The organism is Kitasatospora sp. NPDC001175 (assembly GCF_053598215.1).
The window spans coordinates 63,788-88,254 of record NZ_JBSFJU010000020.1 but is presented as its reverse complement, the minus strand read 5'-3'; the positions used below and the strand labels follow the sequence as shown (position 1 = coordinate 88,254).

At 73.5% G+C, this 24,467-nt stretch carries 19 protein-coding genes; 9 read left to right on the top strand and 10 right to left on the bottom strand.

The genetic code is table 11. The annotated features are described in order from the left end of the window. Window positions 1-96: 96 nt before the first annotated feature. From ACWDAK_RS17110 to ACWDAK_RS17100, 3 genes are read left to right on the top strand one after another with little or no spacing between them, the layout of a single operon-like run. A complete protein-coding gene (locus tag ACWDAK_RS17110; RefSeq protein WP_427393838.1) occupies window positions 97-3,342 on the top strand; it encodes an FtsX-like permease family protein in 3,246 nt (1,081 codons plus the stop codon). Next, a complete protein-coding gene (locus ACWDAK_RS17105; protein ID WP_427393837.1) occupies window positions 3,339-6,209 on the top strand; it encodes a hypothetical protein in 2,871 nt (956 codons plus the stop codon). The genes ACWDAK_RS17110 and ACWDAK_RS17105 overlap by 4 nt, the downstream gene beginning before the upstream one ends. Then, window positions 6,206-7,177, top strand: a complete 972-nt coding sequence (locus ACWDAK_RS17100; RefSeq protein WP_427393836.1) for an ABC transporter ATP-binding protein — start codon at window positions 6,206-6,208, stop codon at window positions 7,175-7,177. The genes ACWDAK_RS17105 and ACWDAK_RS17100 overlap by 4 nt, the downstream gene beginning before the upstream one ends. A gap of 24 nt (window positions 7,178-7,201) precedes the next feature. Here the strand turns inward: ACWDAK_RS17100 and ACWDAK_RS17095 are convergent, their stop codons facing one another. Then, on the bottom strand, window positions 7,202-7,762 hold the full coding sequence (locus ACWDAK_RS17095) for a MarR family winged helix-turn-helix transcriptional regulator (RefSeq protein ID WP_344634282.1): 561 nt from the start codon (window positions 7,760-7,762) through the stop codon (window positions 7,202-7,204). Between the two features lie 135 nt (window positions 7,763-7,897). Between ACWDAK_RS17095 and ACWDAK_RS17090 the strand changes: the two genes are divergently transcribed. Continuing rightward, complete coding sequence (locus ACWDAK_RS17090) at window positions 7,898-9,238, top strand: MFS transporter (protein WP_344634281.1); 1,341 nt, start codon at window positions 7,898-7,900, stop codon at window positions 9,236-9,238. Between the two features lie 131 nt (window positions 9,239-9,369). Here ACWDAK_RS17090 and ACWDAK_RS17085 read toward each other — a convergent pair whose 3' ends face one another. Beyond that, window positions 9,370-10,461, bottom strand: coding sequence for a DNA polymerase III subunit beta family protein (locus ACWDAK_RS17085; protein WP_427393835.1), 1,092 nt, complete (start codon window positions 10,459-10,461; stop codon window positions 9,370-9,372). Between the two features lie 173 nt (window positions 10,462-10,634). Here ACWDAK_RS17085 and ACWDAK_RS17080 point away from each other — a divergent pair, with 173 nt between their 5' ends. The 3 genes from ACWDAK_RS17080 (at window position 10,635) to ACWDAK_RS17070 (ending at window position 13,835) form a co-directional block, all read left to right on the top strand. After that, the gene (locus ACWDAK_RS17080; RefSeq protein WP_344634279.1) at window positions 10,635-12,260 is read left to right on the top strand and encodes a dolichyl-phosphate-mannose--protein mannosyltransferase; all 1,626 of its coding nucleotides are present in this window, start codon (window positions 10,635-10,637) and stop codon (window positions 12,258-12,260) included. Continuing rightward, window positions 12,224-13,033 carry an ABC transporter permease gene (locus ACWDAK_RS17075; RefSeq protein ID WP_344634278.1) on the top strand — a complete coding sequence of 270 codons (810 nt, stop codon included), beginning with the start codon at window positions 12,224-12,226 and terminating at the stop codon, window positions 13,031-13,033. The genes ACWDAK_RS17080 and ACWDAK_RS17075 overlap by 37 nt, the downstream gene beginning before the upstream one ends. A 217-nt stretch (window positions 13,034-13,250) precedes the next feature. Beyond that, window positions 13,251-13,835 (top strand): TMEM165/GDT1 family protein, encoded by a 585-nt coding sequence (locus ACWDAK_RS17070; RefSeq protein WP_344634277.1) that lies wholly within the window; start codon window positions 13,251-13,253, stop codon window positions 13,833-13,835. A gap of 109 nt (window positions 13,836-13,944) precedes the next feature. Here ACWDAK_RS17070 and ACWDAK_RS17065 read toward each other — a convergent pair whose 3' ends face one another. After that, on the bottom strand, window positions 13,945-14,973 hold the full coding sequence (locus tag ACWDAK_RS17065) for a peptidoglycan-binding domain-containing protein (RefSeq protein ID WP_344634276.1): 1,029 nt from the start codon (window positions 14,971-14,973) through the stop codon (window positions 13,945-13,947). 251 nt (window positions 14,974-15,224) lie between these two features. Here ACWDAK_RS17065 and ACWDAK_RS17060 point away from each other — a divergent pair, with 251 nt between their 5' ends. After that, complete coding sequence (locus tag ACWDAK_RS17060) at window positions 15,225-17,294, top strand: MDR family MFS transporter (protein ID WP_427393834.1); 2,070 nt, start codon at window positions 15,225-15,227, stop codon at window positions 17,292-17,294. Window positions 17,295-17,669: 375 nt separating this feature from the next. On the opposite strand, the gene ACWDAK_RS17055 is transcribed toward ACWDAK_RS17060, so the two are convergent. From ACWDAK_RS17055 to ACWDAK_RS17040, 4 genes are read right to left on the bottom strand one after another with little or no spacing between them, the layout of a single operon-like run. Beyond that, window positions 17,670-18,575 (bottom strand): methyltransferase domain-containing protein, encoded by a 906-nt coding sequence (locus ACWDAK_RS17055; RefSeq protein WP_427393833.1) that lies wholly within the window; start codon window positions 18,573-18,575, stop codon window positions 17,670-17,672. Further along, window positions 18,502-19,407, bottom strand: a complete 906-nt coding sequence (locus ACWDAK_RS17050) for a Scr1 family TA system antitoxin-like transcriptional regulator (protein WP_427393832.1) — start codon at window positions 19,405-19,407, stop codon at window positions 18,502-18,504. The genes ACWDAK_RS17055 and ACWDAK_RS17050 overlap by 74 nt, the downstream gene beginning before the upstream one ends. A gap of 13 nt (window positions 19,408-19,420) precedes the next feature. Then, complete coding sequence (locus ACWDAK_RS17045) at window positions 19,421-19,939, bottom strand: DUF6879 family protein (protein ID WP_427393831.1); 519 nt, start codon at window positions 19,937-19,939, stop codon at window positions 19,421-19,423. Further along, the gene (locus tag ACWDAK_RS17040; RefSeq protein ID WP_427393830.1) at window positions 19,920-20,183 is read right to left on the bottom strand and encodes a hypothetical protein; all 264 of its coding nucleotides are present in this window, start codon (window positions 20,181-20,183) and stop codon (window positions 19,920-19,922) included. Before ACWDAK_RS17040 ends, ACWDAK_RS17045 begins: the two co-directional genes overlap by 20 nt. 275 nt (window positions 20,184-20,458) lie before the next feature. Between ACWDAK_RS17040 and ACWDAK_RS17035 the strand changes: the two genes are divergently transcribed. Beyond that, entirely contained in the window at window positions 20,459-20,794 is a 336-nt protein-coding gene (locus ACWDAK_RS17035) for an antibiotic biosynthesis monooxygenase family protein (protein ID WP_427393829.1), read from the top strand. 111 nt (window positions 20,795-20,905) lie between these two features. Here the strand turns inward: ACWDAK_RS17035 and ACWDAK_RS17030 are convergent, their stop codons facing one another. The 3 genes from ACWDAK_RS17030 to ACWDAK_RS17020 are packed head-to-tail and all read right to left on the bottom strand — an operon-like array spanning window position 20,906 to window position 24,464. Then, window positions 20,906-21,748, bottom strand: coding sequence for an ECF transporter S component (locus ACWDAK_RS17030; protein ID WP_344634259.1), 843 nt, complete (start codon window positions 21,746-21,748; stop codon window positions 20,906-20,908). After that, complete coding sequence (locus tag ACWDAK_RS17025) at window positions 21,745-23,364, bottom strand: ABC transporter ATP-binding protein (RefSeq protein WP_427393828.1); 1,620 nt, start codon at window positions 23,362-23,364, stop codon at window positions 21,745-21,747. Before ACWDAK_RS17025 ends, ACWDAK_RS17030 begins: the two co-directional genes overlap by 4 nt. Further along, window positions 23,361-24,464 (bottom strand): CbiQ family ECF transporter T component, encoded by a 1,104-nt coding sequence (locus ACWDAK_RS17020; protein ID WP_427393827.1) that lies wholly within the window; start codon window positions 24,462-24,464, stop codon window positions 23,361-23,363. Before ACWDAK_RS17020 ends, ACWDAK_RS17025 begins: the two co-directional genes overlap by 4 nt. Window positions 24,465-24,467 lie beyond the last annotated feature (3 nt).

The following is a 24,467-nucleotide window of genomic DNA, read 5'->3' as shown; positions in this document are numbered from 1 at the left end:
CACATGATTCACGCAAGACCCTTTCGTAGTCGGATTGAATCTGACCATAATCTCCGCTATCCGGTGACAGTGGGCCCGGTCGGGGGAGGTGCGCAGATGGTCGGCTTCGTGGTGCGCCGACTCCGCGGGCGGCTCCTGACGGCGTTCGCCGCGATGCTCACCGTGCTGATCGCCACCGCCTCGCTCACCGCTCTCACCGCGTTCAACCGGAGCGTCGGCGAGGCCGGACTGCGGCACGCGCTCCAGGGGCCCGGCTTCTCCCGCACGGTCGTGCTGGTCCGCGGACACGGCGGCGTCCGCGCGCGGGCCGCGGAGGAGGCCGCCGTCGCGAGGCTGGGCCGGGGACTGTTCGCCCCGTTGCCCGACAGCGTCCGCAGCGTGGCCGTCAGCCGGTCCTTCGCCCTGCCCGGTGCTCCGGTGAGCGGTGCCGCGGGCGCCAATCCCGACATCACCCACCTCGCCTCGCTCGACCGCTCCAAGGCCCGGCTGCTCGCCGGGCAGTGGCCGCAAGCCGCCACCGCCGCCACCGCGCCGATCGAGGCGGCCGTCCCGCAGGCGGCACTCGACCGGCTGCACCTGACTCCGTCGGCCCTCCCGACGGTGGTGAACCTCGTCGACCGGTACGACGGCACCGCGCACGCCGTCAGGATCACCGGCGTGTACCAGGCCGTGGACCGGGACGGACCCTACTGGAAACTGGACGAACTGGGCGGGCGCGGTGTCCAGATCCAGTCCTTCACCACCTACGGACCGCTGCTCGTCGACGACACCGCCTTCACGGCGGCCGCTCTCGCCCAGGACGGCCGCAACTACCTGCTCGCCGCCGACTTCGGCGCCCTCCGGGCGGCCGACGCCGAGGCGCTGCGGGAGCGGGCCGGCCACCTGGCGCTCGACGGCCTGCAGGTCGAGACCGAACTCCCGGAATTCCTCGGCGAGTTGGAGTCGGACCGGATGGTGGCCAGGTCCACCTTGCTGATCGGACTGCTGCAGCTGGCGGTGCTCGCCATCGCCGTACTGCTGCTGGTGGTGCACCTGCTGACGACGCGGCAGATCGCTGAGAACGCGCTGCTGGCCGCCAGGGGCGCCTCGCGGCTGCGGATCGGCGCGCTCACCGCCGCCGAGGCCGCCCTGCTCGCGCTGCCGGCCGCGCTGCTCGCCCCGCCGCTCACCCCGCTGCTGGTGCGGCTGCTGGCCGGCTGGGGGCCGTTGGCGGATACGCGGCTGAACACCGCTCTGCCCTGGACCAGTTGGCCGCCGGCGGCCGCCTGCGCACTCGGCTGCGTCCTGCTGGCCGCCGTGCCCGCACTGCTCCGCTCAGCCGGCAGCGCGGCACTGCGGCGCGCCGGACGGCGTCGGGCGCTGGTCGCAGGCGCGGCCCGCTCCGGCGCGGACCTCGCCCTGCTCGCGCTTGCCGCGGTGGCCTACCAGCAACTGGCCCACTACTCCGGCGGCGGCCTGAGCAAGGACCGCGCCGGCCGGCTCGGCATCGACCCGCTGCTCGTCGTGGCCCCGACCCTGGCGCTGACCGCCGGCACCGTCCTGGTGCTGCGGCTGCTGCCGCTGGTGGCCAGGCTGGGGGAGCGGCTGGCCGAGCTGCGGCCGGGCCTGGAGGTGGCGCTGCTCGGCTGGCAGTTCGCCCGCCGGCCCGGGCGCAGCGCGGGGCCGGTGCTACTGCTGGTGCTCGCCGTCTCGATCGGCATGCTCGCGCTGGGGCAGCGCACCGCCTGGTCCGGCTCCCAGGGCGACCAGGCGGACTTCGCCACCGCCTCGGGCCTGCGGATCTCCAACTCCGGCCTGGCGTCGATGGGCCAGGGCGGCCGGTACGCCGCACTGCCGGGCGGTGACCGCCTGATCCCGGTCGTCCGCAAGCACCTGATGGTGCCAGGCGGCAACGACGCCCAACTGCTGGCACTGGACGCGGCGGCGGCCGCCCGCAGTCTGCGGATCCGTCCGGACGTGCTCGGCGGCCGCGCCGTCGCCGACCTGTTCGGGCCGCTGGCCGGGTCGGTGCCCGCCGGCCCGCAGGCGGGGATCGTGCTGCCGGGCCGCCCGCGCCGGATCGACCTGGACCTGAGCCTCACGCTGAGCGGCCAGGCCGCCGCCTCGCAGGGCCCGGGAGTGATCCTGCTGCTGCGCGACCGGTTCGGCGTGCTGTACGAGGAGCGGCTCCCCGAGCTGCCGGTCACCGGTGACCGGACGGTCTCCGTCGACCTCGGGCCCGAGTTGGGCGCACCGCTGGGCTCGGCGGCCGCACCGCTGACCGTCGCCGGGATCCAAGTCACTCCCACTCCGGCCCAGGAGGGCTGGCTCAACGGTGAACTGACGCTCCACCGGATATCCGCTGCCGACAGCGCGGACGGGCCCGCCACCGCGGCAGCCGTGCCGGCCGGCCTCGGCTGGTCCGTCCGGACGGGCACCGGGCAGCAGGACCAGGCGTCCTCCGGCGGCACCGCCGGCACGGACGGGCACAACCCGCTGGTCTTCCGCTACCGCACCGGAAGCACCTCCCAGGGCACCAGTTCGCTGATCCCGGCCGATGCACAGGGACACCCCGCGCCGGTGCCCGAACTCACCGGGATCGCCACCCGCGGCTATCTGACGGCGGTCGGTGCCTCGGTCGGCGACCGGATCCTGGTCCCGGTGGGCGGCGCCGCGGTCGGCGTGCGGATCACGGCCGCCGTGGCCGCTCTGCCGACGGCCGACGGCCCCGCGCTCGCGGTCGACCTGGCGGCGCTGGACCGCTCCCTGGTCGACCAGCAGAGCCTGCCCTCGGCCCCGGACGAGTGGTGGCTGCCCGGCACCGGACGGGGCGATGCGGTGCCGGCGAGGGCCGCGGCCGCGCTGCGGGCCGGTGCCGGTGCCCAGACCCTGCAGCTGCGGGACGAGGTGGCGGCCGCCCTGCGCGACGACCCGATCGGCGCGGCCCCGCAGAACGCCCTGGCGGCCCTGGCCGCGGCCGCCGCCGTACTGGCCGCGATCGGCTTCGCCGCCGCGGCCGCCGGCGCCGCGGCCGAGCGGGCGGGCGAGTTCGCGGTGCTGCTGGCGCTGGGCGCCTCCCGGCGCCGGCTGGCCCGGACGGTGGCGGCCGAGCAGGGTCTGCTGGTGCTGCTCGGGCTGGGCGTGGGGCTCGGCCTCGGCGCGCTGCTGGCGCACCTGGTGCTCCCGCTGATCGTGCTGAGCCCGGCGGCCCGCCGCCCGGTGCCCGGGGTGCTGGTGCACCTCCCGCTGGGCCAGGCCGTGCTGATGGCCCTGCTGATCGCGGCCCTTCCGCTGCTGGTGCTCCTCGGCCCTCGCCGCAACCGGGATCTGACCGCACGGCTGCGGTACGTGGAGGAGACATGAGCGAGCCGCGCGCCCGGTCTCTCGCCGGGGCGCCGTGGGTGCGGACCAGGCTGCGGACGGCGCCGACCGCCGCACTGCTGACGGCCGCCCTGGTGTTCGTCACCGCCTTCCTGGCCGCCGCCCTGCCCCGCGCACTGGACCGGGGCGCGGACCAGGCGCTGCGCGAACTGGTCCGCCGCCACGGGCCGTTGGCCGGCTCGGTGTCGGTGACGGTCGGCCGGTTCGCGCCCGCGGCCGGTTCGGAAGCCGCGTCGGGTGATCCCGCGGCCGACCTGGACCGCAAGGCCGGGGCGATCGCCGGCGACGTCCCGGCGCCGCTGCGGCTGGCGGCCGGCGGCCCGGTGTACGGCTCGGCCGGGCGGTTCCCACGCGAGCTGCCGGACGGCGGACTGCCCCGCCCCGGCGGGCTGCCGCCCAAGCTCGGCCTGGTCTATCTGAACGCCGCCGCCGGGCACGCCCGCCTGGTGGCCGGCCGGTGGCCCACCGGAGCGGCGCCGCGCGGACACGTGGAGGTGGCGCTGTCCGAGGCCACCGCCGCGACCCTGGGCGTACGCGCGGGCTCGACCCTGAACGCCGGGGCCCCGGGGGCGGAGACCGGTGCCGGGGTGAGCGCCGAGGTGGTCGGCCTGTACCGCCCCGACCAGGTGGACAGCGCGTTCTGGGCGGGCACCCCGTGCCTGGCCGCCGCCTGCCTGAGCACCGTACGGATCGGCTTCGAGGCCGTCCCGTTCTGGTCGGCCACCGGCCTGGTCGGCCGCGACGGGCTGCCGGGGCTGGGCGCCTGGAGCGCCGGCAGCACGGACTTCTACCAGCTCCCGTTCGACCTCGCCGCGCTGCACGCCGACCGGCTGCCCGCCGCCCGGAGCGCGGTGGCCTCGCTGATCGCCGGACCGGCGAACACCCGGCTGGTCGCGGACCTCGGGCAGCCGGGCAGCCAGGTCACCTCGACGCTGCCGCAGCTGTTCGACGAGGCGGCGCACCGGCAGACCGCAGTCGCACCGCTCACCGAGGTCGGCCCCGCGGGCGCGGCCGCAGTCGCCGTCGCGGTGCTCTGCCTGGCCGCGGCCCTCGCCGCCGAACGCCGGGCCGGCGAGCTGCGCCTGCTCCGCGCCCGCGGCGCTTCGCGGGCCGGAGTGCTCGGCAGACTGCTCGGCGAGACGGCGGTGACGGTGCTGCCCGCCGGGCTCGCCGGGACGCTCCTCGCGCTGGTGGTACTGCCGACCGGGCGGTGGGTCGCCTCGGTGCTTGCCGCCCTGGCGGTCACCCTGGTCGCGGCCCTGGGCCTTCCGCTGCGGGCCCTCGCACTGTCGGCCGCCCCGCGCCCGGGAGGCGGCCGGCGCCGCCTGGTCGCCGAACTCGCGGTGGCGGCGGCCACCGCCGGCGCGCTGGCCGCCGTCCGGCGGCGCGGGGTGGCCTCGGGCGGCGACGGGGTGGACCTGCTGCTGGTCGGCGCCCCGCTGCTGCTCGCGCTGACCGGAGCCCTGGTGCTGGCCAGGCTCCATCCGGTGCTGATCGGCTGGGCGGCCCGCCGGGCGGGCCGCCGCCCCGGGCTGGTGGGTTTCCTCGGGCTGGCCCGGGCCGCCCGGGGCGACGGCCGACACCAGCGGCCGAGTGTCCTGCCGCTGCTCGCCCTGCTGCTCGCGGTGACCACGGCGGGCTTCGGCGCCACCGTGCTGGACTCGGTGGCCGCGGCACGCGAGCGGGCCGCGCTCACCGCGGTGGGCGCCGGGGCCAGGGTGGCGGCAGTCTCCGCCGCCGCGCTGCCCGAGGGCTTCGCGACGGCGGCGGCCCGGCTGCCCGGCGCCGGCGCGGCCACCGCCGCCTGGACCTTCGACGCAGCACCGGTGGGTACCCCCGGCGGTGCGCTGATCTCGGACGTCACGGTGATCGTGATCGACCCGGTGGTGTACGCCGCGCTCGCCCGCGACCTGGGGCAGGGCGTCTTCGACCCGGCGCTGTTGGCCGACGACGGCCGGGCCGGCTCCCCGGTCCCGGCGCTGGCCAGCCCGGATGTGGCCGAGCGGCTCGGCGGCGCGCCGCGCGCCGCGCGCCTGCGGTCGGGGGAGCTCCAGGTCCGGGTGGCGGGAGTGGTCGACGGCACCCCGGCGGTGAACGGCGCGGGCGGGAGCAAGACCATGGTGCTCCCGGCCGGGCCGGTCGCCCGCCGGTTCCCGGGGATCGGCCGCCCCAACCTGTGGCTGGCCACCGGCCGGCTCGCCGCCGACCCGTTGCGGGAGCTGCTCCAGCGGCTCTCCCCGGCCGACGCGGCCGCGACCGGCCCCGCGCGTGCGAGTGCCGCCGCGTCCGCGAGCGGTGCCGGGTCCGCGAGCGGTGCCGGGTCCGCGAGCGGTGCCGCGTCCCGGCAGCAGGGCAGGGACTCCTACTCCGTCCGGACGAAGGCCGAGACCGCTGAGGAGCTGGCCGCTGACCCGCTCCAGCACACGGCCGCCCGGCTGTTCTGGACGTCCGTCGCGGCGGCGGGCGGCTTCGCGCTGCTGGCCGTACTGCTGACCCTGGTCCGGGCGGCGCCGGAGCGGGCCGCGCTACTGGCCAGGCTGCGCACCATGGGCCTGCGGCCGCGCCAGGGGCTGGCCCTGATCCTGGCCGAGGCGCTGCCGCAGCCGCTGGTGGCCGCCCTCGCGGGGGGTCTGGTGGCCCTCTCCGCGGCACCCCTGCTGGGCCCAGCGGTCGACCTGGCGGCGCTGGTCGGCGCGCCCGTGCCCGCCGGGCTGCGGACCGCCTGGCTGCCGGTGCTGCTCCAGGTGCTGGCCCTCGTGGCGGTCGCGACCGCCACGGTCGCCGCGGAGGTGGCGGTGTCCGGGCGGCGACAGATCACCACCGAGTTGAGAGCGGGGGATGTGCGATGAGCGCCGACCAGGCGGCACCCAGCTACCAGGACCTGCGGCGGGCGGCGCTGGCCGCCGCCGAGCCGAGCGGCTACGGGGCGGACGCGGCGATCGTCTGCGACCGGCTGGTGCGGATCTTCACCGCGGACCGGGTGGAGGTGCAGGCCCTCCAGGGCCTCGACCTGGTGGTGGACCGGGGTGACCTGGTGGCGCTGGTGGGCGCCTCGGGCAGCGGCAAGTCGACGCTGCTGAACATCCTGGCGGGCCTGGACGTGCCGACGGCCGGCAGCGCCCGGGTGGCGGGCCGCGATCTGCTGGCGATGTCGGCCGGGGACCGGCTGCGCTACCGCCGGGAGGTGGTCGGCTTCGTCTGGCAGCAGACCGCGCGCAATCTGCCGCCCTACCTGACTGTTGCTCAGAACATCGCGCTGCCACTGCAGTTGCGCGGACGGGCCCGCTCGCGCGGGGCCGCCGCGCGCCGATCGGCTCGGGTGGCCGAACTGCTGGAGGCGCTGGGCATGGGTGAACTCGCCCACTTCCGGCCGGCCCAGCTCTCGGGCGGGCAGCAGCAGCGGGCGGCCATCGCGGTGGCGATGGTGGGCGACCCGGCGGTGCTGCTGGCCGACGAGCCGACCGGCGAGCTGGACTCGGAGACCGCCGCCGGGATCTTCGATGCGCTGCGCACCGTCAACCGGGAGTTGGGCGCCACGGTGGTGATCGTCACCCACGACCCGATGGTGGCGGGCGAGGTGCGCCGCACCGTGGCGATCCGGGACGGCCGGACCAGCAGCGAGGTGCTGCGGCGGACGGTGGTGGACGAGCACGGCGCGGAGACGGTCAGCGAGCGCGAGTACGTGATGCTGGACCGCACCGGCCGGGTACAGCTGCCCCGCAAGTTCCTGGAGGCGTTGGGCATGGAGCACCGGGTGGCGGTGGACCTGGAGCCGGACCATGTCGCCGTCCGGCCGGACGACCCGACGGGGAGCTGACCCGGGTCCGCTCCCCGGTCGGTCTCAGTCCAGGTCGTCGGTGCGGCCCAGGGCGTCCGGCTGGGTCTCCTCGATCCGGCGCAGCATCCGGCCGAGCAGTGTGGAGAGGACGGGGCGCTCGGCCTGGGCGATGTCCTGGAGCAGCTCCTCCTCGAAGACCGCGGCCATCCGCATCGACTCCAGCCACTTGTCGCGGCCTTCCTCGGTCAGCTCGATGATCACCCGGACCCGGTTGGCCTCGTCGCGTTCCCGGGTGACCAGGCCCTCGGTGACCATGCGGTCGATCCGGTGCGTCATCGCGGCGGGGGTGAGGCCGAGCCGCTTGGCCAGCTCGCCCGGGCCCATCCGGTACGGGCTGCCGGCGACCACCAGCGCCTTGAGCACCTCCCACTCGGCGGAGGTGATTCCGAGCACAGTGAGCTGCCTGCCGTAGGCGACGCTCATCCGTCGGGCGACCCGGGACAGGGTCGAGACGATGGTCTCGACCTGTGGGTCGACGGTGGGGAACTCCCGCTGGTAGACGGCGACTTGGTCGGCGATAGCCAGCTCGCCGTCGGTCTCCTGTCCGGGCTTCGGTGCGCTCATGGCGCTCATTCTCCCACGAAGGGCTGCAGGCGTTAAGCCTTTGACGCTTCAGGCTTCCGATGCTTAGAGTTTAGCTCTGAAGTTTAGTCCTGAAGTCTTCTCCATCGAAGGCTATCCAGTGAAAGGGTGTGCACGGTGACCGGCACGGTGAAGCAGCAGAGGCAGCAGCGTCACGGGGCGGGCGGCCCGCTGCGCCGCGTCCAGATCGGCAATGCGCTCAGCGCGTTCGGCAGCGGATTCACGATGCCGTACATGTTCGTCTACGTGGACCAGGTCAGGGGCCTGGGCTCGCTCGCCGCCGGGATGGTCTTCACCGTCTTCGCGCTGGCCGCGCTGGCCGTGCTGCCCTTCACCGGCCGCGGGATCGACCGGTACGGTCCTCGCCCGGTGCTGCTCGCCGGTACCGCCCTGGCGGCCTCCGGTGCCTTCGCGTTCGGCCACGCCACCGGCACGCCCGACCTGATGATCGCGTCCTTCCTGTTCGGCGCCGGTGTCACCACCTGCCAGCCGGCCCTCGCCACGATGGTCGTGCGCTGCTCGACCCGGGCCACCCGCTCGCGGGCCTTCGCGCTCCAGTTCACCCTGGTCAACCTGGGGATGGGCATCGGCGCCCTGGTCGGCGGCCAGATCGTGGACGTTGCCGAGCCCGCCACCCTGACCCGGCTGTTCACCATCGAGGCGCTGACCTTCGTGGGCCTGGCGATCGTCGCCGGCACCGCCCGCATCCCGGGTGCTCAGCCGATCGTGGTCGAGGTCGAGCAGGGCGAGGCCGGCCCGCAGGGGCTGCGCGCGCTGTTCGCGGACAAGGCCATGATGCGGCTCTGCCTGCTCGCCGGGCTGATCTTCTTCACCTGCTACGGCCAGTTCGAGTCCGGTGTCGCGGCCTTCGCCACCGACACCGTGGGCACCGCGCCGTCCACCCTGGGCCTGGCCGTCGGCGTCAACGCGCTGACCATCGTGGTGCTCCAGATGTTCGTGGTGAGGCTCACCGAGCGCCGCCGCCGCACCACCGCGATGGCCGCCGCCGGTGTGGTCTGGCTGGGCGCCTGGGTGATGGCGCTCACCGCCGGGCTGGTCCGCTCCGACGCGATGGCCGCGACCGTGGCGATCGTCGCGGTGTACTCCCTGTTCGGCGTCGGCGAGTCCCTGCTGGCCCCCACCCTGGGCCCGATCGTCGCCGACCTCGCGCCGACCCGACTGCTCGGTACCTACAACTCGGCGCACGCCCTGGTGAAGCAGATCGCCGTCGCGGTCGGCCCGGCCGTCGGTGTGCTGCTGGTCGGCTCCGGCACCTGGCCGCTCTACCTGGCGGTGATGGTGCTCTGCACCCTGCTGATCGTCACTCTGGCCCTGCGGCTGCGGGCCCACCTGACGCCGGTCCAGGACAACGCCGTGCTGCCGGCAGGCTTCCCGGCGAACCGGGTCCCAACTCGGACGTCGCTCACCTCGACCGGGGAGCTCCAGGTCGTCGCCTGACGCCGACCTTCGGCCGCCGTCCGCAGATCCTCGGGGGAGGTGCTGCGGATGGCGGCCGGAACCGTTCACGCCCGGCCGATCCCCCGGGCCTTCCGGCCGGCGCCCCTGGGCGGCCGGCCGGAAGAGCGGACTCAGGACAGGGTGGTGGGCATCAGCAGGGAGAAGGTGTCCGCGCGCTCGGGGAAGCGGATGGCGAGCGGGGCGATGGGGCCGCCGAGCTCCAGCACCAGCTGCTCCCCGCCGCCCGCCGCGACGGCCTCCAACAGGAAGTCGCGGTTCACGCCCACCCGAAGGCCGTCCGCCGGGCCCTCTGGATCGGCCACGGTGAACGAGCCGTCCGCGGACACCGCCAGGACCGAGAGCTCGAACGCCACCCCGTCCTGGCCGCGGACCGTGCTGCGGGTGGCCCCGGCCGCCAGCGCCTCGCGCAGGTGGGTGGTGTCCAGGGTCAGCCGGTGGGTGGGCTCCAGTCGGATCAGCGCGCGGTAGTCCGGGTAGTCCTGGTCGACCCGTTCGCCCAGCACCGATCGGTCGCCGACGGTCGCGATCAGCCGGTCGCCCTCCGCCAGCAGGCGGACCTCCCCGGCGCCGTCCAGCAGCGGGCGCAGCTCGTCCACGAACGCGGTCGGCGCGATCACGCTCATCGTGCCCTCCGCCGGACCGGTGGGCGGTACCTGGGCGACGGCGAGGCGATAGCGGTCGGTGGCGACCAGCCGCAGCAGCTCACCGTCCGCCTCCAGCAGCACCCCGCCCACGGCGGGCAGCTGCGGATCGGTGCCCACGGCGAACCGCACCGCGTCCAGTGCGGAGGCCAACTCCTTTGCTGCAACGGTCAGTCGGGTCACGGCAACGAGATTCATCGGGTTCTCCCTCAGGTCGATCAGCGTCCGTACCGCGGAGAGCTCGCGACGCGCGTCGGCCAGGCCGTCCTCCAGCCGGCGCAGATGCCCCTCCAGCACCAGCTGGGCCGCCTCGGTGGGCCCGCCGAGCACCCGAGAGATGTCCGCCAGCGGCAGCCCGACCCGGCGCAGCCGGGCGATCAGCCGGGCATCGGCCACCTGGTCGGGGGCGTACCAGCGGTACCCGCTCTGCGGATCCACCCAGGCCGGCCCGAACACCCCGGCCCCGTCGTAGAACCGCAGCGCACTCACGCTCAGCCCGCTGTCCCTGGCCATCTCACCGATGCTGCGCATCGCGCTGCCCTGCGTCACTCCGCTCTCCACGCCGACGACTCTGCGGCCTCGACCAGGTCGAGGGTCAACCCGGACGCCCACCGTAGTACGAGGTGCAGCCGGGCCTGGCGCGTCGGATGCTGGCTAGGGTTTAGGCCTCGAGGCGACATAGTGTCAGCCCGGGCCGTCCACCACAGCGATCGAAGCGAGGAACCGGCGAGGCCATGGCGTACCCGACAGTCACCGGCACCGACCCCCTGCCCCCTCCCGCCGCCTCGGCGCCGGCCGCCCGGTACCTGCGCGCGCCGCAGTGGGCGGTCCGGCACTCGGGCTGGCTCGGGCCGGTCGCGGTCGCGCTGTTCGCCGGAGTCCTGCGGTTCTGGAACCTCGGCCACCCGAACGCGTTCGTCTTCGACGAGACCTACTACCCCAAGGACGCCTGGTCGCTGCTTCACCAGGGCTACGAGGGCGTCTGGCCGGACAGCGCCAACTTCCAGATCCTGTCCGTCCCGCAGAGCATCCCGCTCACCGCGGCACCCGAGTTCATCGCGCACCCGCCGCTCGGCAAGTGGGTCATCTCACTCGGAGAGGCCGCCTTCGGGCTGCACCCCTTCGGCTGGCGGGTGGTCCTCGCGCTGCTCGGGACGCTCAGCGTGCTGATGCTGGCGAGGATCGGCCGCAGGCTCTTCTCCTCCACCCTGCTCGGCTGCACCGCCGCGCTGCTGATGGCCGTGGACGGTCTGCACTTCGTGATGAGCCGGGTCGGGCTGCTGGACGGGGTGGTGATGTTCTTCGTGCTCGCCGCCTTCGGCTGCCTCCTGATCGACCGCGACCACACCCGCGCCGTGCTGCGCGCCGCCCGCGCCGAGGGTGGCCGGGCCGGCGACGAGGTCCGGCTGGGAGTGCGCCCCTGGCGGATCGCCGCCGGGCTGCTGCTCGGCGCCGCCTGCGCCACCAAGTGGAACGGCCTGCAGATCCTGGCCGCCTTCGGCCTGCTGACGGTGGTCTGGGACCAGTCCGGCCGCCGCTGGGCCGGGGCCGCCCGCCCCTGGCGCTCGATGCTCCGCCGGGACGCGCTGCCCGCCTTCCTCTCCATGGTGGGCGTCGCGGTACTGGTGTACCTGGCGTCCTGGAGCGGCTGGTTCGCCACCGACGGCGGCTTCGACCGCCACTGGGCCGACGGCCGAGCCGGACTCTCCCCGCCCCGCACCCCTGTGGTGGACGTCCCGCTGCCGCAGCTCCCGATGACCTGGGTCCCGGCGGCGCTGCGCGGCTGGTGGCACTACCACGCGCAGATGTACGACTTCAACACCGGCCTGACCAGCCCGCACAAGTACCAGTCCAACCCGTGGAGCTGGCTGGTCCAGGGCCGCCCGGTCAGCATGTACTGGGAGCAGGTGTCGCAGGGCGAGCACGGCTGCACCGCTCCCGACGGCTGCGGCAGCCAGATCCTGGCGCTCGGCACCCCGCTGCTCTGGTGGACCGCCTGCTTCGCTCTGGCGTACGCGCTCTGGCGCTGGTTCTTCCGCCGGGACTGGCGGGCCGGGGCGATCCTGGCGGGCGTCGCCGGGATCTACCTGCCCTGGTTCCAGTACCAGCAGCGGACGATCTTCTCCTTCTACATGGTGGTGCTGGTGCCCTTCCTCTGCCTGGCGGTGGCCCTGATGCTGGGAGCGATGCTCGGCCCGCCCGGCTGCTCACCGCAGCGCCGCCGCACGGGCGCCATCGGCGCGGGCGCCGTCGTGCTGGCGATCGTGGCCTGCTTCGCGTACTTCTACCCGCTCTACACGGCGGAGGTGATCCCGATGACTCAGTGGCAGAGCCGGATGTGGTTCACCAGTTGGATCTGAGCGCGGTGGCGGCCGCCGGCCAACTGCTCCCGGTCACGCCCGCACTCGGCGTCGTCGCGGCCGCGCTGCTGCTCGCGGCGGTCGCGGTCACCGGATGGGGGAGGCTCGGACACGGGCGGGACGTCCTGCGGGCGGGCCTGCGGGCGGTGCTGCAGCTCGCGGCCGTCGCCTTCGCGATCACCTGGGTGGTCGGCTCGGTGCTGACCTCCGCGCTGTTCGTCGTGGTGATGTTCGCGGTCGCGGTGCGCACCGCCGGGCGGCGGATGACGGACGGCCCCGGCTGGGTCTGGGCCGCGGTCCCGATCGGGGCCGGTGTGCTGCCGGTGCTGGTGCTGCTGCTCGCCGGCGGGCTCCTGCCGCCGAAGGGCCTGTCGGTCATCCCGGTCGCCGGGATCCTGATCGGCGGCGGGCTCACCGCCACCTCGCTGGCCGGCCGCCGGGCCCTGGACGAGCTGCGCCTGCGGCACGGCGAGGTGGAGGCGGCGCTGGCGCTCGGTTTCGAGGAGCGGGACGCGCGCCTGGAGATCTGCCGCACGGCGGCGGCCACCTCACTCGTCCCGGCACTGGACCAGACCAGGACGGTGGGCCTGGTCACCCTGCCAGGCGCCTTCGTCGGAATGCTGCTGGGCGGGGCGACGCCCGTCCAGGCCGGGGCGGTCCAGCTGTTCGTGCTGATCGCGCTGCTCGCGGTGGAGGCGGTGGCGATCGTTGCGGTGCTCGAGCTGGTGGGGCGGGGACTGGTGACCCGCGAGGCCGCTCACCGGGTCAGGTAGGCTGGTCGGAGTTGAAGGGGAGTAGCCCTCCACCGGACCGTCGACATACTGGCCTCGCCTCGTGCGGGCCCGGCGCCCGGGACACCCGCCCGTGACGGGGGTGTCGGCGAGACCTTCGGCCGCAGTGCTGTGACCATGACCAGTGCTGTCGGGCCGAGGCGTCCCCCGATGGGCGGCCATCCGGCCGGGCAGCCCGACCAAGGGAAATCCACCCCCGATGAGCCTGACCATCGCCGCCCTCACCTTCGGCATCATCTTCCTCGCCGAACTGCCCGACAAGACCGCCCTGGCCAGCCTGGTCCTCGGCACCCGCTACCGGGCGAGCTACGTCTTCGCCGGGATCGCCGCCGCCTTCGCCCTCCATGTGGGCCTCGCCCTGGCAGCGGGCAGCCTGCTCGCCCTGCTGCCGCAGCGCTGGGTGGAGGGCATCACCGGGCTGCTGTTCCTGGTGGGTGCGCTGATGCTGCTCTGGCACAAGGACGAGGACGAGGAGGGGCACGCCGCCAAGGAGCCGTCCTCGGGCAGCTTCTGGAAGGTCGCCGGTGCCAGTTTCGTGGTCGTCGCGGTCGCCGAGTTCGGCGACTTGACCCAGATCATGACGGCCAACCTCGCCGCCAAGTACGCCGACCCGGTGTCGGTCGGCCTCGGCGCCTGGCTGGCGCTCTGCGCGGTCGGCGGGATCGCGATCGTGGGCGGGCAGAAGCTGCTGCAGTACGTGCCGATGCGGGTCATCGTCCGGGTGGCCGCCGTGGTGATGCTGCTGATGGCCGTCTTCAGCGTCTTCAACGCCGTCACCGGCTGACCCGCCCGGGTGACGGCCCGGGCGTGTGAGGCGTGCCGCGGTCGGCCGGGGCCTTCGGCCGCGCGGTTCCCCGCGCCGTCCAGGGGTGCCCGGCCGGCGGCCCGGGGGCTCAGCAGAACGCGTCGTCCAGCGCCGCTCGGGTGTTGGGACCGAAGACGCCGCTCGGATCGCCCTCGACGTTCGCGTCCCACTGGAAACTGCGCACGGCCTTGGTCGTCCGGTCGTCGTAGCTGCCGCTCGCCCGTACGTGGTAGCCGCAGTTGGAGAGCTGCTGCTGCATGGCGGCGACGTCCGGACCGTTCGTTCCCGGGCCCAGGGTGCGCGGGCCGCTCGGCGTCGGGGACGCGGTGGTCGGCTTGGGCGACGGGGACGCGGTCGGCTTGGTCGTGGTCGCCTTGGCGATCACCGGGAGCCGGCTGAGGGTGGGGCTCGGCTTGGGGCTGGCCTTGCTCAGGGTGGGGGAGGGGCTGTCCGAGGCCGGGGCCGTGGTCGCCGGGACGCTCGAGGCCGCGCTGGTGGGCAGGGGCTGCACGGTGCCGACCGGAAGCGGGTCGGCCTGGTTGACGCCTTTGTTCCCCGAAGCCGGCACCAGGGCGAAGGCGATCCCGGCGCCGATCGCGACGATTCCCGCCCCGGCCGCCGCCATGACGACCTTGCGCTTCATGGGCGCCGCCTGCTGCTGCGCCCGCCGCTCGGCCCTGCCGCCCGGCCCGTCACCCGCCTGGAAGGCGAAGACCCCGAGCTCGGCGGCCTGGTCCTGCGGCCGGTGCGGTGCCTGGTACGGCAGCCGCTGAGGCGGTGCGGGCCGGTACTGCGGCGGGTAGGGCTGCTGAGCGGACACGGACGGGTGGTGCTGCGGCGGTACGGGCGGCAGCAGCGTGGTGGCCTGCTGGTCCTGGGCAGGGACCGGCGGCAGCAGCGCGGTCGGGAAGGCGTCCGGGTCCGGCTCCTCGTACTCGGCAGCGGCCGGGACGTACGGGCGGACCAGCGGCGGGCCCTCGGTGTGCGGGAGGACCGCGGTCTCCTCCAGGTCGGGGTGCACCGGCTGATAGCCCGACCGGCCGTACGAAACCGGGGTGCATGCGCAGCCGCCGGCCGTCCGGACGGTGCCGCAGCCGGCACAGTGCTCTCCCGGCATGGGCCGGTCCTCCTTGGCTCTGATGGCGAACCCGCCTGATTATGCAGGAGCGTTCTGGGAGTTGACAGAGTCAAGCGTCCGATCCTGAGGTAGTTGTCCTGTTCTGTGACGGTCTGTGCCATGTGAACGATTGGCTGCCCTCCCGCGACGGCGAGATGCAAAGGGTGCAATCAGATGTGGTGAATTCGGACAATGCTGACATCATGGTGAGTCTGGGCGATCGTCAGCCCGGATTTCACCGAGGAGCCGACATGGCGAACCCGGCAGCCGCGTCCGGCCGGGCCGGAGCGGGCGGTCCCGCACCCCCGCAGACGACGGTGCACAACCTCTGGGTGCCGATCGGTGCGCTGCTGCTGGCGCTGCTGCTGGCGGCGCTCGACCAGACCATCGTCTCCACCGCACTGCCCACCATCGTCAGCGACCTCGGCGGTCTGAAGCACCTCTCCTGGGTGGTCACCGCCTATCTGCTCGCCTCCACCGCCGCCACCCCGTTGTGGGGCAAGCTCGGCGACATGTACGGCCGGAAGCGGCTCTTCCGGGCCTCGATCGTGATCTTCCTGATCGGTTCCGCGCTCTGCGGACTCGCCCGGAACATGGGCGAGTTGATCGCCTTCCGGGCGCTGCAGGGGCTGGGCGGCGGCGGGCTGATCGTACTCACCCAGGCGATCGTCGGCGACCTGGTCCCGCCCCGCGACCGGGGGAAGTACCAGGGTCTGTTCGGCGCCGTGTTCGGCGTCACCAGCGTGCTCGGCCCGCTGCTCGGCGGGGTCTTCGTCGACAACCTCAGCTGGCGCTGGGTCTTCTACATCAACCTGCCGATCGGCGTCGTCGCGCTGGCGGTGATCGCCGCCGTGCTCCCCAGCGCCGGGGTGACGCGCCGGCACACCATCGACTACCTGGGCACCTTCCTGATCGCCTCGGTCGCCACCTGCCTGGTGCTGATGACCTCGCTGGGCGGCATCACCTGGCCGTGGGGCTCCTGGCAGGTGGTCGGCCTGGCGGTGCTCGGCGCGGTCCTGCTGGTGGCGTTCGTCGCCGTCGAGCGCCGCGCCGCCGAACCGGTCATCCCGATGCGGCTGTTCCGCTCCCGGACCTTCAGCCTGATCACGGTGATCTCCTTCGTGGTCGGCTTCGCTATGTTCGGCGCGCTCACCTATCTGCCGACCTTCCTCCAGGTCGTCAAACGGGTCTCGCCGACCCTGTCCGGCATCCACATGCTGCCGATGGTGCTCGGCATGCTGTTCACCTCGATCGTCGCCGGTCAGATCGTCGCCCGCACCGGCCACTACCGGATCTTCCCGATCGCCGGGACCGCGGTCACCACCATCGGCCTGGTTCTGCTCTCCCGGCTCACCGAGCACAGCACCACCACCGAGACGAGCCTCTACTTCCTGGTCTTCGGCCTCGGGCTCGGCCTGGTCATGCAGGTGCTGGTGCTGATCGTGCAGAACTCGGTCGGCTACCAGGACCTCGGGGTGGCCACCGGCGCAGCGACCTTCTTCCGCTCCGTCGGTGCCTCCTTCGGGGTCTCCATCTTCGGCACCGTCTTCGCGTCCGGCCTGGGCCGCCGGCTGCCCGAGGTGCTGGCCGGACTCCTGCTGCCACCCGGCTTCAACCCCGCGACCGTCACCGCCGACCCGCGGGTCGTCGCCGCCCTGCCCGCCGCCGTGCAGGACGCGGTCCACCGCGCGTACGCCGAGTCGATCACCCGGGTCTTCCTGTACGCCGTACCGGTGGCGGTCGTCGCCTTCGTGCTGTCGCTGTTCATCCGCGAGCAGCGGCTCCGCACCACGGTCACCGCCCCCGACCTGGGCGAGAGCATCGGCGTCAACCCCGTCGAACGCTCCTCGCTGGACGAGATCGCCCGCGCGCTGTCCCTACTCGGCTCCCGGGACGCCCGGCGCGACCTCTTCCGGCGGATCACCGAGGAGGCCGGACTCGACCTCGAACCCGCCTCCAGCTGGCTGATCCTCGCCATGCATCACCAGGGCCGGGTCGAACCGGCCGAACTCGCCGAGCGCCGGACCGTCCCGATCGAGGTGGTCGAGGCGGCCGTCCGGGAGGTGGAGAGCCGCGGCCTCGCGGTCCGCGGCGGCCTGTCGATCCGCCTCACCGAGCGCGGCCGGCAGGTGGCCGAGAAACTGGTCGCCGCCCGGCGCTCCCAACTCGCCGCCCTGCTGGACGACTACGACGAGAGGCGCTACGGCGACCTGGCCGACCTGCTCAACCGCCTCAGCAGGCAGCTCTGCGCCGACGACCGCGACCGACCGGACCGCACCGGGCCGGAACACCCCCAGTGCGGCGAGGGGCGCTCGGCCTGATCCGCGCCGGTCGGCTGATCCGCGGCCGGTACCGGCGGCACCCCGGCCGTCCGGCGGTCAGGAGGCGGCGCGTCTGAGGACTTTGCGACCGTCGGCCGGGCGTGGGTCCGGTCCTGCCGCGCACGTGCGCGGCGCGCGGAGACGGCCAGGGGAGTGGCCGGGGGCGGCAGCCCAGGTCATGGCTCGTACGCTTGGCGAGGGCGGCGTCCGGTCGCCCGAGAGTCGCACGGCGAGAGGTTTTCCATGGCTGTCGTGAAGATCAATGAGTGTGTCAAGCGACTCATATAGACGCCCACCATGGGAAGCGCAGCCGGACGGCGAAGCCCCGCCCATGCGCCACGGGGGAAAGACGCAGGGACGGGGCTGCTCAGAGGGTCAGCCCCGGACGGGTACCGGGTTGGTCGGGTTGTCCAGCCAGACCGTCTGACGGTCGGGGGCAACCGTGAGCCCGAAGCGCTCGAATCCGGGTCGGCCTTGCTTGTCCCACCAGTGCCGTGCGGCGGACACGTCGTCCCACAGTCGGCGGGGTCCGGACTGCACGATCTCGAATTCGGTCCGGTTCGGCTCCCAGTCGGCCGTTGCCCATGACGTGACGGCAGTGTCGTGGAGCCACAGCGTGTAGGACCCGTCCGCGTAGCGCTCGGTCAGCGGGAACGCCTCAGGGACCCGCACGCCGATTGCGAACATGTCGAGCCATCCGCCGATCTCGTCCGGCGAGAGATCGGTAGTGCCACGCTTGCCGTCGGCAGGCCACGGCCCGGACAGGTAGGTGAGGCTGTTCGGCCGGTCGGTGCGCTGCTGGCGTAGGCGCATGAAGGCGGACGACGCCACGAACGGGCCGCTCGCCGTGCCGTCGTCGCCGACTGTAAGCCGGACCAATGCCTCTCCGCCGTACTCCGGTCCCCACGGCGCGAGGATCACCCCGCCCGGCCGGGTCTGCTCCACCCAGGCGTGCGGGATCTCCCGAACGGAACACGTGGCGATCACCCGGTCATACGGCGCACCCTTCGCGTAGCCCGCTGCGCCGTCGCCGACGATCGGCAGCGGAGCGTATCCGGCCCTTGCGAGGCGTCGTTGCGCTGCCGCTGCGCTGCTCGCGTCCACTTCCACCGTGACGACGTTGCCCGATCCAAGGCGGTGGGACAGCAGAGCGGCGTTCCACCCGGTGCCGGTGCCGATCTCCAACACCCGGTCTCCGTCGCTGACTTCAAGTGCTTTCAGCATGGAGAACACCATGGTCGGCATGGAGCTGGATGACGTGGGGACGGTGCCCCGGGTCACGCCCAGGTGGTCGCCGTCGTCCCATTGCGTCGTCAGCGGGATGTCCGAGTAGACGGCGGTTCCACCAGGCTTCAGGGTCCGTCTTCCGGCTCACCGCCTCGCCCTGTCGGACTCCATCCGCCATGCCGGGCCAGATGGTGTCAGGGGCGAACAGGTGGCGCGGTACGGCGTTGTACGTTCCTAGCCAGTCCGAGGACAGCGATCCGTTGTCGTTGACATTGGGCAGCGACCCCACCGTGACCAGATGCCCGAGCTGCCCGGCCAGCACGTCTATGCCGCCGATAGCAGAGCGCAACACCGACTCCTCGACCAGGAACGCGAACCGATGGTCACCCTCGGAGAGAACATGCTGCCTCTCCATGCGGACGGCAACAGCGGCATCCACGTCGTCCACCGCTACACGCCGCCGCTGAACGGCCCGCAAGACGGCCTCGGTGTATGCGCGGGTCTGGATCAGCCCGGGGACGAGCCAAGACGAGTAGGACCGGAAACGACGTGTGCGCTCGAATAGGGGCAGGACGGCTTCCTGCGCCTGACGTAGGCCAGCGCGTTCCATGCGCTGCCACTCGACCCACATTCCCTCGACAGCGCGCAGGGAGGCGATCAGGTCTGTTGTTTGGTCTTCAGCGCCGCATGCCAGGCACCATGCGTGGATGTCATCGGCGGACGGCGGGGTGCGCGCGTTCTCGATGCGCGACGACTTCGAGGGATGCCAGCCGCACAGGCCGGCCAGGTCGCGCCCGGTCAGGCCAGCATCCCGCCGGATCTCGCCGAGACGATCAGCGAGAACCTGGCGGGCCTGCTGGGCACTTGATGAAGCGGATGTGACCATTGGGACGATTGGATCAGACCGGGTCGTACTCCGAGTGCGGTGTTGCCCGCTCCCAGATCGCCTCGAATGCCGTGCTGACCAACCTCACGACGTCGGGTTCGGTGCGCCACTCCCGGTCCACCACCTCACCGACTCCCGAGAAGTAGGTGAACAGCACCGCCGACCCGTCGAACATCCACAGGTCGGTCCCAGGCAGTGCGATGTCGGCAGCCTTGCGCCGGGGCAGCCAGCGGACCTGCTCCCCAGCCGCGACGTTCGCGAACGTCAGGTCATGCTCATACCGGATGTAGTCCGTGATCGGCTCCGAAATGATGCGCGCCCTACGCATTAGGACCCCGCGCGCTGTCGTCTCGCCCACCAAGTCCCGCCATGAACCCCACCAGCCGGGGAGCTTCGCGGGATCGTTGCCGTAGCGGTGACCAGCGCGCCAACGGGCGAACTCGGGGTCGTTCGGTGTGTAGCTGTCGCGCATCTCAAGGTGCATGGCAGAGTGCTGCGCCTTGACCAACCCCTCACGAACGGGGTACTTCACCGTCGCCGCCCTCCGGTCGCGGAATGTACTGCAGCATCACAGCGGGAAGGCGAATGATCGTCTCGTGATCGGGAACGTCTCTCGAGTGACCGGGAATTGAGCCGAGCTCCTGACATGCCTTCACCTCCTCTGCCGTGGCCTTGTAGGACTGGATCAACAGATCGCCGCTGTCCTCGTCCAGCCAGATGGTGGGCGAGTCGTCAACGGGCGTGTTCGGGATGATGCCGAGGAACTTTAGGGCCATGCTCGCTCCCGCTGGCGAGTGGGTTGCACCGATGTGCACGAGCCTCACCCTTCCGGCTGATCAGCGTTAAGAGGGCATCAGGCCACAGAAAAAGAGCCCCTGCACCGGCTCCTCTCCCAGCCCTTCGCGACGATCAGGGCTTCGGTCTCCGTCCGCTGGGCAGCCGCCGAAGCCTGAGAGTCGTCCTCGCTTCGCGGGCTGTCGTATGTAGGAGACTGCTCCCACATGGTCGAGACTGGACGCCCGGTAGCGGGCCCAGCGATGAGAGGTGTCATATGCCCAGCGTGGTGAAGATCAATGTGCTGACCGTGCCCGAGGAGATGCGGGAGACGCTGGAGAAGCGGTTCGCCTCGCGGGCCGGTGCGGTGGAGAACTCGGACGGCTTCGAGTGGTTCGAGCTGCTGCGTCCGGTCGAGGGGACCGACAAGTACCTCGTCTACACGCGCTGGGAGAGCGAGGAGCACTTCAAGGCGTGGATGGAGGGGCCGATGCAGGCGGCGCACCGTCAGGGGCCGGCGGCGGAGGGCGGCGAGGCGCCCAAGCGCCCGGCGGCGAGCGACTCCACGCTGTGGTCCTTCGAGGTCGTGCAGTCGGCCGGGCCGAAGAAGTAGTCCCATCGGCCCGCACTTTCGGCAGCGGGCGAGGAATGCGGGGAACTGCGCGAGAAGCCGGGCGACTTGAGGGTGGCCCCTCGTGCGGTTCCCCGCGCCTGTCAGGAGGGTTCAGGGTCGGAAGTCGGCCGTGGCCGTGAAGGCGGCGCGGCGGCCGGCCCGGCGCAGGGCGCGGAGGACCGGGCCGCCGACGGTGAGGCAGAGGACGGCGGTCAGGGCGGCGCGGGGGAGGTCCCAACCGAGGGACGTGGTGAGGCAGTAGGTGATGAAGCGGGGCAGGTTGGCACTGAGCGGGTCGCCGGGGACGAAGGCGATCGAGCTGCTCAGACCGCCGATGTACGGCCAGCCCTGGAGGTTCATCACGGTCCCGTACGCGACGGCGGCCAGGCTGCCGTAACCGGCGAGCAGTGCGCGTTCGCGGACTCCCCGCAGTGAGGCCGCCCCCGGCAGCAGGCCGGCGCCGAGGCAGACCCAGCCCATGCTGAGCATCTGGAACGGCAGCCAGGGCCCGACCCCGGCGGTGAGCAGGGCGGAGGCGAACATCGAGACCGAGCCGAGGACGAAGCCGAAACCCGGCCCGAGCACCCGGCCGGCCAGCACCATCAGGAAGAACATCGGCTCCAGCCCGGCCGTCCCCGCACCGAGCGGCCGCAGCGCCGCGCCCGCGGCGGCCAGCACGCCGAGCAGGGCCACCGCCTTGGCGTCCAAGCCGCGCTCGCCGCCGCCCGCCGAGCGGCCCTCGGAGATCTGCGCGATCACCACGGCCAGCAGCAGCGGCATCAGCATGGCGAACAGCCAGGGCGCGTCGGCAGAGTGGCCGACCAGTGCGGAGGAGCGGTCGGCGAGCAGCGGCCAGCCGAAGGCGGCAACGCCGATGGCGGAGATCAGGACGAGCAGGGCGATCGACCGCCGTCCGAGCGGGACCGGCCGGGCGAGCGCTTCCGGGGTGCTCACCGCGCCTCCTCGGCGGCGAGCGCCTCGACCACCTGGGGGACGGTCAGCCAGGGGACGGGGGAGAGGATTTTCGCGACCTGGGGGGCGAACGCGGGTGAGGAGACCACGATTTCGGGGGTCGGTCCGTCCGCGACGATCTCGCCCTCGGCCAGGATGACCGTGCGGTGGGCGAGTTCGGCGGCGAGTTCGACGTCATGGGTGGCGAGCAGCACGGCGTGCGACTCGGCGGCGAGGTCGCGCAGGATCTCGACCAGGCGCGCCTTGGCGGCGTAGTCGAGGCCGCGGGTCGGCTCGTCCAGCAGGATCACGCCGGGCCGGGCGGTGAGCACCACGGCGAGCGCGAGGCTCAGCCGCTGGCCCTCGGAGAGGTCCCGGGGGTGGGTGGCGTCGTCGATGCCGGGGAGCAGACGGGCCACCAGGGCACGGCACGTGCCGGGCTCAGCGGCCGAGTCCCGGTCGGCGGCGGCGCACTCGGCGGCGACCGTCTCCGCGTACAGCAGGTCGCGCGGGTCCTGCGGGACCAGGCCGACCTGGCGGATCAGCTCCTTGGGCCGGGTCTGGTGCGGGATCAGGCCGCCGACCCGGACCGAGCCGGCGGTAGGGCGGTGCAGTCCGACCAGGGAGCCGAGCAGGGTGGACTTCCCGGCGCCGTTGCGCCCCATCAGGGCGGTGATCTCGCCCGGGTGCAGGTCGAGCCGGACCCCGCGCAGTGCGGGCACCGGTCCACGCTGGACGGCGAGGCGGTCCACGGTGGCGGTAGCCCGCGCAGGCGCTGGGACGGTGGCGGGCGCGGGCGTGCGGCCGTCCAGGCGGGCGCGCAGCGGTGCGGCCCTGCGCCGGGCGTCGCGGACCGAGAGTGGCAGCGGTGACCAGCCGACGGCGCGGCCGAGTGCCACCACTGGCGGGTGGACGGGGGAGTGGGCCATCACCTCGGCCGCCTCTCCCAGCACCGGCGTCTGACCGCGCCCGGGGAGCAGCAGCACCTGGTCCGCGTACTGGACGACCCGCTCCAGGCGGTGCTCGGCCATCAGCACGGTGGTGCCGAGGTCGTGGACCAGCCGCTGGAGCACCGCCAGCACCTCCTCCGCCGCGCCGGGGTCGAGCGCGGAGGTGGGTTCGTCCAGGACCAGCACCTTGGGGTGGGTGGTGAGCACCGAGCCGATCGCGACCCGCTGCTGCTGGCCGCCGGAGAGGGCGGTGAGCGCGCGGCCGCGGAGCTCGGCCAGGCCCAGCAGGTCCAGGGTCTCCTCGACCCGGCGGCGCATCACGTCGGGGGCGAGGCCCAGCGACTCCATGCCGTAGGCGAGTTCGTCCTCGACGGTGTCGGTGACGAAGTGGGCGAGCGGGTCCTGGCCCACCGTGCCGACCACGTCGGCCAGTTCGCGCGGCCGGTGGGTGCGGGTGTCGCGGCCGTTCACGGTGACCCGGCCGTGCAGCACCCCGCCGGTGAAGTGCGGGACCAGTCCGCTGACGGTGCCCAACAGGGTGGACTTCCCGGCGCCGGACGGGCCGACCAGCAGACAGAGTTCGCCCTCGGGGATGGTCAGGTCGACGCCGTGCAAAGCCGGTTCGGCCGACTCGTGGTACTGGACCGAGACCTGCTCGAAGGTGATCACGAGGAACTCCGGGGCGGGGTAGGGGCGGTGGCGGCGGGCAGCAGGCCGACCAGTACGGCGAGGGCGGGCAGCAGCGGCAGCCCGGGCGCGGTGAGCGGGATCAGCGACGGCGTGAGGGCGGCCGGGTCACGGCTCGCCAGCCACACCATCAGCCCGGCGGCGGCCACGCCAGAGCCGGCGACCGACCACTCGCGCGCGGTCCAGGGGTCGGGGCGGTACCGGGTCCGTACGGCACGTCTGCTGCCGAGCAGCAGACCGCCGGCCGCCGAGGCGAGGCCGAGCAGCAGCAGCGGCAGGGCCCAGCCCGCACCGTCCGCCGAGAGCAGCCCGTACGCGGCGACGCACACGCCGAGCAGTCCGAGCAGGGTGAGTGCGGCGGTGGTCCGGGCGACCCGGGGCGGCACGGCGGCGGTGCGGCCGAAGCCCCGGGTGTCCATTGCGGCGGCCAGGCCCACGGAGCGCTCCAACGCGCTCTCCAGCACCGGCAGTCCGACGCCGAGGACCGCGCGGACGCCCCGGTCGGAGCCGCCGCGCAGCCGGCGGGCGGCCCGCAGCCGCTGGACGTCGGCGACCAGGTTGGGCGCGAAGGTCATCGCCACCACCACGGCCACCCCGGCCTCGTAGAGCGCGCCGGGCAGGGCGCGCAGCAGCCGGGCCGGGCTGGCGAGCGCGTTCGCGGCACCGACGCAGACCAGCAGGGTGGCCAGCCGCAGGCTGTCGTACAGCGCGAAGAGCAGGCCCTCCGCCGTCACCCGGCCGCCGATCCGCACTCCCTGCGCCCAGTGCGGAAGCGGGAGTTGGGGCAGGGTGACCAGGACGTGGGTGCCCGGGACGGGCGAGCCGAGGAAGACCGCGAAGACCATCCGCATGCCGAGCACCAGCAGCCCGAGCCGCAGGAACGTCCCGTACGAGCGCGCCCAGGGCGCGTCCCCGCGGCGGGCGGCGACCACGTACCCGGCGACGGCGACGATCAGCAGGAGCAGCAGCGGGTTGGTGGTCCGGGAGGCCGTCGCGCCCAGGCCGAGCGCCCAGAGCCACCAGGCGCCGGGGTGCAGCTGGCGGGGGCCGGTGGCAGGGCGTGGGGTGCGGGACTTGGGCACGGC

Coding starts and splice junctions, on each gene's coding strand:
- ACWDAK_RS17110 (WP_427393838.1), top strand. CDS start 97: ATGGTCGGCTTCGTGGTGCGCCGACTCCGCGGGCGGCTCCTGACGGCG.
- ACWDAK_RS17105 (WP_427393837.1), top strand. CDS start 3,339: ATGAGCGAGCCGCGCGCCCGGTCTCTCGCCGGGGCGCCGTGGGTGCGG.
- ACWDAK_RS17100 (WP_427393836.1), top strand. CDS start 6,206: ATGAGCGCCGACCAGGCGGCACCCAGCTACCAGGACCTGCGGCGGGCG.
- ACWDAK_RS17095 (WP_344634282.1), bottom strand. CDS start 7,762: ATGAGCGCACCGAAGCCCGGACAGGAGACCGACGGCGAGCTGGCTATC.
- ACWDAK_RS17080 (WP_344634279.1), top strand. CDS start 10,635: ATGGCGTACCCGACAGTCACCGGCACCGACCCCCTGCCCCCTCCCGCC.
- ACWDAK_RS17070 (WP_344634277.1), top strand. CDS start 13,251: ATGAGCCTGACCATCGCCGCCCTCACCTTCGGCATCATCTTCCTCGCC.
- ACWDAK_RS17065 (WP_344634276.1), bottom strand. CDS start 14,973: ATGCCGGGAGAGCACTGTGCCGGCTGCGGCACCGTCCGGACGGCCGGC.
- ACWDAK_RS17060 (WP_427393834.1), top strand. CDS start 15,225: ATGGCGAACCCGGCAGCCGCGTCCGGCCGGGCCGGAGCGGGCGGTCCC.
- ACWDAK_RS17050 (WP_427393832.1), bottom strand. CDS start 19,407: ATGGTCACATCCGCTTCATCAAGTGCCCAGCAGGCCCGCCAGGTTCTC.
- ACWDAK_RS17040 (WP_427393830.1), bottom strand. CDS start 20,183: ATGGCCCTAAAGTTCCTCGGCATCATCCCGAACACGCCCGTTGACGAC.
- ACWDAK_RS17035 (WP_427393829.1), top strand. CDS start 20,459: ATGCCCAGCGTGGTGAAGATCAATGTGCTGACCGTGCCCGAGGAGATG.